This is a genomic window from Allobosea sp. Root483D1 (assembly GCF_001429505.1).
Lineage (GTDB): Bacteria > Pseudomonadota > Alphaproteobacteria > Rhizobiales > Beijerinckiaceae > Allobosea.
Map to the genome: position 1 here is coordinate 213,086 of NZ_LMJW01000020.1, position 7,039 is coordinate 220,124.

6 protein-coding genes and 1 pseudogene are annotated in these 7,039 nt (G+C 60.9%); 6 read left to right on the top strand and 1 reads right to left on the bottom strand.

The window, feature by feature from the left end:
* Positions 1 to 112: 112 nt before the first annotated feature.
* The 6 genes from ASE66_RS19625 (at position 113) to ASE66_RS19650 (ending at position 6,847) form a co-directional block, all read left to right on the top strand.
* A complete protein-coding gene (locus ASE66_RS19625; protein ID WP_057191399.1) occupies positions 113 to 1,354 on the top strand; it encodes a hypothetical protein in 1,242 nt (413 codons plus the stop codon).
* Positions 1,355 to 1,922: 568 nt separating this feature from the next.
* Complete coding sequence (locus ASE66_RS19630) at positions 1,923 to 2,636, top strand: class I SAM-dependent methyltransferase (protein WP_057191400.1); 714 nt, start codon at positions 1,923 to 1,925, stop codon at positions 2,634 to 2,636.
* Positions 2,636 to 3,346, top strand: coding sequence for a class I SAM-dependent methyltransferase (locus ASE66_RS19635; RefSeq protein WP_082613591.1), 711 nt, complete (start codon positions 2,636 to 2,638; stop codon positions 3,344 to 3,346). The genes ASE66_RS19630 and ASE66_RS19635 overlap by 1 nt, the downstream gene beginning before the upstream one ends.
* Positions 3,347 to 3,354: 8 nt before the next feature.
* Entirely contained in the window at positions 3,355 to 4,788 is a 1,434-nt protein-coding gene (locus ASE66_RS19640; RefSeq protein ID WP_057191402.1) for a hypothetical protein, read from the top strand.
* A gap of 17 nt (positions 4,789 to 4,805) precedes the next feature.
* Entirely contained in the window at positions 4,806 to 5,855 is a 1,050-nt protein-coding gene (locus tag ASE66_RS19645) for an N-acetylneuraminate synthase family protein (protein ID WP_057191403.1), read from the top strand.
* Complete coding sequence (locus ASE66_RS19650; RefSeq protein ID WP_057191404.1) at positions 5,852 to 6,847, top strand: phosphotransferase enzyme family protein; 996 nt, start codon at positions 5,852 to 5,854, stop codon at positions 6,845 to 6,847. The genes ASE66_RS19645 and ASE66_RS19650 overlap by 4 nt, the downstream gene beginning before the upstream one ends.
* Before the next feature lie 12 nt (positions 6,848 to 6,859).
* Here ASE66_RS19650 and ASE66_RS31475 read toward each other — a convergent pair.
* Positions 6,860 to 7,039 (bottom strand): annotated as a pseudogene (locus tag ASE66_RS31475) (IS630 family transposase); the annotation flags it as partial.

Here is a 7,039-nt window from a genome sequence, read left to right on the forward strand (position 1 = left end):
TCGGCGGCCGCCGGGTACGACGAGGCTTTAGCGGTTGCACCTCGATATCAACGGTGATGCAATATGGTCTTTGCTGGGGCGGCTCAGCGTAGTCTTTGGATGATGTCTACCGATGAATCGAGAATTGGTGCTCTCCGATGCGGAAGAGCTGGCGCGGAAGCCGATTCGGATGCTGGTGACGGCTCGTGATGCCGCTGCGGCATTCCATCTTCTCGAAATCGTTCACGCTGCCAAGGACGACCCGAGGTTCGCGATACGCGTTCTCGCACAGGACCCTGCGAGCCAGATCTTTCGCGCGCACGATATCGGGTTTCGGCTCATTCCCTTGACGCCCGCCATTCGACGCGACTCGGTCGAGGCTCAGGCGCTGCTGGCCGCCGCTCGCGATGAACTCGCGCAGTTCGCTCCTGCTGCCGTGATCTGCGGCCTGAGTTCGCCGGGGCAAGGTGGCATTGATGAAGCCATTCTGGCGGAGAGCTCCTGCCCGAGCTTTGTCTTCCAAGACTTCTGGGGCGAGACCAACGAGTTCTTCGGGCGAGGTGCCGACACGTTCCTGGTGCTCGATGCCGAGGCGGCGGAGATCAATGCGGAACGCCATCGGAGAGCAAGCGTCGTCGTCGGCTCGCCTCGACATCAGCGTTACCGGAATCTCGTCACCCCCGGCTGGCGAGAGAGCGTCCGCGCCCGGTTCGGCCTTACGGGGACCGTCATAGGACTATTCGGACAATGCCTTCACTCCGTCGACAGCTACGGCCGGACGCTGGATCGGTGGAGTGCCATCGTCAGTGAGCTCGAGCCGCGGCCGACCATCCTGTACAGGCCCCACCCGCGCGAAGCTCCGGCAGACATACGGGCCACGCTGGAGATCGCGACTCGGCGAGGTCTCGAGCTGAAGTTGGCACAGGACTGTACTCTCGAAGAAAGCATCGCGTGCTGCAGCACGATCTTCAGCGCTTTTTCGAACTGTGCCTATGACGCGGCACATCTCAACGCGGTGTCATCCAGTCCGCTGGTCACGCCCGTCCTGATGCTGTTCGAGCCGGAGTTGTCGGCTCTTTATCGCTCGGTAGCGCCGTTCGATAAGATGCCCTACGCAAAGCACGGGCTTGCCGTCATCCTGACGGACCGGGATGCGGTGAGCGACCAGCTCAAGGCCAGCCTTTCGGATGAACGGCGCCGTTTCGTCTGGGACAATGCACACCGGCATCTGAGGTCCCCCGTTTCGTCGGCTGCTGCGATCCTGTCGGCCGCCATGGACCGTGTGGCCGAAGGCCGGACCTCTTCACGCCCGAAGAATGCGCAAACTTCTTCAAAGCCGCTGGCTACGATCCAGATTAAACCGGAAACGCCCTAGCGCCCGGTGATCACGGAGCAGCGCAATATCGGCGTTGAGGTTCGTTACATTGCGACAATCCACCGCTCCAGGTCACTTTCCCGTGATTACCCACCCCCTCTTCCTCCTCGGTCGATAATAGTGACGTTTGGTAATCTCCAAAAAAAGTGGCACCAATGCCTTCAATCCACATGGGACTGCCGCTTTCCACCTTGCGGCCCGCTTGCGATTAAGTTAGTTGCTTTCTCACCGATAAGGGACCAGCGCGGTAGTACGACGTGTGTTCGCACTATTTTCGGCTGCTGCTGCATACGCACCGGGCTCGGCATGGGCCAAGCGATCGCCGGCTTTTGCCACCGCGCGGCAGTTTTCGAAGGAGGCGGCCAGCCAATTCTGGAAGATTATCCCGCAAAATGGCGCCGGCCTGATCGGCCTCGCATCGATCTGAGCGTCTTGGCAATTTCGCGCACAGCAAAGCCTCGGCTCTTGCATGCAGGGCGCCGGGCAAAATTATAAACTTTGGCAAAACGCCATCAGGAGAGCTGGGCCGTGCATTGGCAGAAGGCCCGAAAGGAGAGCGCTTTTCGCTATGAGCGAGCAGAGAATCTATAACCGAGACCATGTTTACCTTGGCCCGAAAGCCAAAGATCCGAAGCACATGTTCGTGGTGCTGGGTGATCGCCTTCAGGATCACACGGGAGGGGCGGGCTTCTCACTCTGTGACATCGGCTGCGCATCGGGCGCCTTTATCGAATACGGCCTCTCACGTTTCCCGAATATCACGGCGACAGGAGTGGATTTCTCTCTGAGCCTGGTCGAGAGCGCTACAGCGCGGATTCCGAATGCGGTCTTCATGCATGGCGACGCCAACCGCCTCGACGGCCTGATGGCGGAGACGTTCGATATCGTCACCATGACGGGCACGCACAGCATCTTCGACGATTTTAGGCCATCCTTCTCCGAATGCCTGCGCATTGCGGCGCCGGGGGCGCTGGTTCTCATCACCGGCCTCTTCAACCCGTTCCCGGTCGATGCGCTCGTCCAGTGGCGTTATGCGGACGGTGTCGAGAGGGCATGGAATCCTGGGTACAACCTGTTCTCCGAGCGAGCTGTGAGTCGTTTCCTCCAGTCGAGCGAGCGGGTGGCGAGGTTCTCGTTCACGCCATTCTCGCTTCCATTCGACCTACCTCCGCAAGATGACCCGATACGATCGTGGACCGAGACCGAGCCTGCCGGGTCACGTGTCCTGCGCAACGGCATCATGTCGCTGCCGATGCAGACGCTTGCCATCGCGGTGAAGTGATGGACGCATCCGGTCCGGAAGATACAACTTCGCATGCCGATCGAAATGTCGAGCGCTTCTCACGCCTTTTTGCGGCCGGAAGTTATGCTCCGAAATATCCTGCCGAGTGGCTGATTCGCGCACATAACGGCTATATTCGGCCGCGTTCTCAGGTGAGACGGGTGCTAGATCTCGGATGCGGGACAGGAAACAACGCCCTGTTCTTTATCGAGCAAGGTTATGAAGTGCACTTGGCTGACGCCAGCAATACAGCGCTCGCGATTTGCCGAGACCGGCTCGGCCCCGGCGCAAACCTTCATCTGCTCGAACCAGACTGGGAAGAACTCCCTTTCGAATCCGGCACGATCGATCTCCTGATCGCTAACCAAGTCTTGTATTACCTTGGCGGTGAGACGCGCCTGCGCAGCGCCGCTCGGGAAATTGCCAGAGTTCTAGCACCCGGCGGCCATGCCCTCGTCAGCATGATCGGCCCGAAGAACTTCTACATCTCGGAGTTTGGCGAGAAGGGCCCAGACGACGTGGTCCTCGTCAATTTTCCTGCCGGGTTCCGGATTCAAGATCCAGAATACGTGTTCCCGATCAAGGACGAGCAGCACTTCGCAGCCGTGCTCGCGCCGCTGTCACCAATCTCGATCGGCTATTTCGATCATGCGCTGCTCGATGTGACGTCCAGCTTTCACTGGCTCGGCATCTTCCGGCTGGACGTTTGAGCGGCCCGATGAAAGTCCTGATTTCGGGCTATGGCCAGTCCCAGTGGCCGTTGATTGAACAGATCGCGCTGCGGCTCCTGCGGTCGCGCGTCCATGTCGCCTTCGCATCCTTCAACGCGGACGCTGCGGTCAATGCGGGGTTGACCGCCAGATGCGAGGCGCTGGGGATCGGCTTTCACTCGCAAGAGAGCCTGGTAGCTCAAATTCTTGAGCGACAGGCTCCTCGGGCAACACGCACGCCCAAGATATCGACGCCGTGGCAGCCCGATAGCACCGAAGAAAATTACCGCAGGCTGTTGCTGGCACAAATGCAGGCCAGCCAGGCGATCTTGAAGTCTGTCCAGCCCCACCTCCTAATCGTGTGCGAAGACGGGCCAGGCGGAAATGCCGCGCTCATCGCGACGGCAAGGCAAAAGGGGCTGCCGACGCTGGTGACTCCGTTCGGCATTGGCGAACAGAAGGATTACGACAACTTCATCGAGGACCGCGCCCGAGAAGGATCGCTCACACTTGTGCCGGAAGGTCCTATCGGCGAAGCGGTGAGAAGCTTCGCGCCGCACTGGATCCGGCCTTCGCCGCATGGCGAGGTCCTGATCCATCCTGCCGAGTTCATCCTGGCAAAGGTTGCGGTCGGGCTCGATCTTCCCAAACCCTGGGTCGTCCAGGGGGGAACGGCGGATCTCATCGCCGTCGAGTCTCCAGCCATGCGGCGACACTATCTCAGGGAAGGCATCGCCGAGAGCAAGCTGCGCCAGATCGGCTCGGTCTATTGCGACGTCATCGCGGACGTCCTGGCCCGGGATCCGAAGGCAATGCACGCTTATCGTTCCGCCAGCGTGATCGACGAAGGACGCCTCAAGCTTCTGATCGCGCTTCCGCCGAGCTACCACGGCGCGCGGGGACATCTTGCCGAGCATGCAAGTTATAGCGACTTCGTGCGGTCACTGGTGACCGAGGCCGCACGGATCCCCGGCATCGACCTGAGCGTCGCCGTTCACCCCGGCACGCACGCCGCCGACCGCCAGGCGATCAGCGCAGCCGGCGCCCGCATCTCGACGAACTGGTTGCTCGAGGAAATCCCGCGCTGCGACGTCTTTCTCACGACCTGGTCGAGCACGATCCGATGGGCGATCGCCTGCAAAAAGCCGGTTCTCAACTATGATGCGTACGGCTTCGCATTGCCGACCTATCGGGACGCAGGCGGCGTGACGACGACGCGAAACCTCGCCGAACTCATCGCACGTCTCAGGAATCTCGCAGAGAACCCGGACGCGCTGAGGGCTCACGCGGCACGTCAGGCCGAAAGTGCTCCCGACTGGGGACAATTCGATGGAGGCGATTTCAAACGGCTGCTACTGCTCGCCCGGGAATTGGTTGCGAGCCGACGGTTCTCGCCACGTCGTGCGGTGGCAAAATTGAAAACCATCGTCAAAAAACTCTAGGTGATCGGGAATTTGTTATGGAGATACGGCTCGGGCAGGACATCATAGGACCAGGAAAGCAGCCGCTATTCCTGCCTGACATAGATGTCTACTTCAAGAAGGACTTGAATCTCGCGAAAGACCTTATTTCAAAACTGAAAGACCTGGGCGTCAAGACGATCAAAGGAGCCCTCATTCACGATCGGGGCATGGTCGTCGCCAAAGACAACCTGACCGAGTACTTCACCGAGAATCGCGGCAAAGTTAGCGAACCATATGCCGATATCATCGAGCGGCATGTCGCATCGCTTCCCCAATTGCGGGATGTATACAGCTATGCCCACTCGCTGGGGCTGGATTTCGTCCTGAGCGTTTACGACTTTCAGGGGCTGCAATTCGCTCGGGACCTAGGCGCATGCGCCCTGAAAATTCCAAGCAGTAATATCGTGCATGCGCCATTGATCCGTGAGGCGGCGGCGTCCGGCCTTCCTCTCTTCATCGATACCGGCCGGTCGCGGCTCGCAGAGATCGATCGCGCAGTCGCGTGGGCACGGGCGGCAGGCGCGAAGAACCTCATCCTGCAACATAGCCCGCCCGGCCCCCCGGCAGCACCGGACCAGTTTCACCTGAGAATGATGGTGGCGCTGGGGCAGCGCTATAACTGCCTGTGCAGCCTGTCAGACCATTACGCCGGTACCGACATGATGATGCTGTCTGTCGCGATGGGCGCGCATGTCGTCGAGAAGGGTCTGTGCGACGACAGCGCCAGCGACGACATCGATCTCGCCCATGCACTGCGGATCTCCGACGTTTCGACGACGCTGCAGCGTCTGGATACGGCCTGGCGAGCGCTTGGCAACGAGACCCGCGAGCTTCCTGCGGACATGCCCCGTCCGCGAGATCGAATGGGACTGATAGCGTCGCGGGACCTGGAGGCCGGAGATATCATCGGGCTCGATACCGTGACCTTTGCTTTTCCGACGCTGGGCGTGGAGGTCGAGCGCTGGGACGAGGTCCTGGGTCGCAGGCTGCTGCGGAAGGTCGCGACAGGAACTCCGATCTCGTGGGGAGACATCGAGGGCGAATGACGGCTCTGCCACCGCATTCCGGCTTCGCTCCGAGGCCGCTGGCCTACAAGCCTGCTCCGGATCATCTCGCCGGGATGATCGCTGCAGTCATGGCGGCGACCGAGATCGAGCAGGCGGATGTCCCGGTATCGCCGCCGCGCGGATATTACCGGGCCACCGACCGTGGCGGGAAGCCGGTGTTCATCAAGATCGTCGATGCGAGGCGCGCCGAAATCCTGGCGTCGGCGAACGAGATCGTCGCAAAGCTGGCCGCTCGGGCCGTTCCGACCATTACCTGCATTCACGGCCCCTCGACGCTCGAGACGGGAGATGTCCTGTTCGCCTATCGCTGGGCGGACGGCAGCTTCGGAGAGCCCACTCCGCCTCAGTTGAAAAGCCTCGGCAGGGCAATCGTTCGGATGCACGGCGCCCTCGCCGCCGTAAATATCGATACGACATTGCGCGACTGGTCGTCATCGCATCGTACCATGCTGGAGGCTGCAGCGGAGGACACAGCGAACAGCGGCTTCGAGCGCCAAGCGGCCAGAGACCTCCTCGACCGATGGGGCGATTTCGTCCGGGCTCTCACCGACGACGCCCAACCCATCCACAACGACCTTCATCCCGGCAACGTGCTGTTTGAAGGTCACGAGGTTTCCGCCTTTCTGGATTTCGAGGAAACGATGAGCGGGCCCCTTTCACCGATCGTCGATCTGCACTGGGTGTGGGAACGCTGGTGCCTGCTGCGTCTGGACCCGAACCAGGCATTGACCGCGGCATTGACGTTTCTCGATGCCTACCTGGACGCCGGGGGCCGAAAGCTCGCGCCACCGCCCGGGACACTCGGCCTGATATCGAGATGGCGTTCGCTAATCGGAATCGCGACCCTCGAAAGCGCGCGGAGACCGGACCTGCCAGCCTGGGTGCGCGAACGCCGCAAATTCCAGTCCCTTTTGGAGCGCGCCGGCGAATGGCAGGAGAGCTTCGCGATGCTTGAGGCGCGCCTGCGCTAGGGCGTTTCCGATTTAATCTGGATCGTAGCCAGCGGCTTTGAAGAGTTTGCGCATTCTTCGGGCGTGAAGAGGTCGATGACCGATCCGACGGCGTCCCAGAGAGCCGGGGTCGTTCTCTCGGCTCGGGCGCGCAGGATCGCCTTGAGTTTGGAAAAGGCATTCTCGATTGGATTGAAGTCGGGGCTGTAGGGC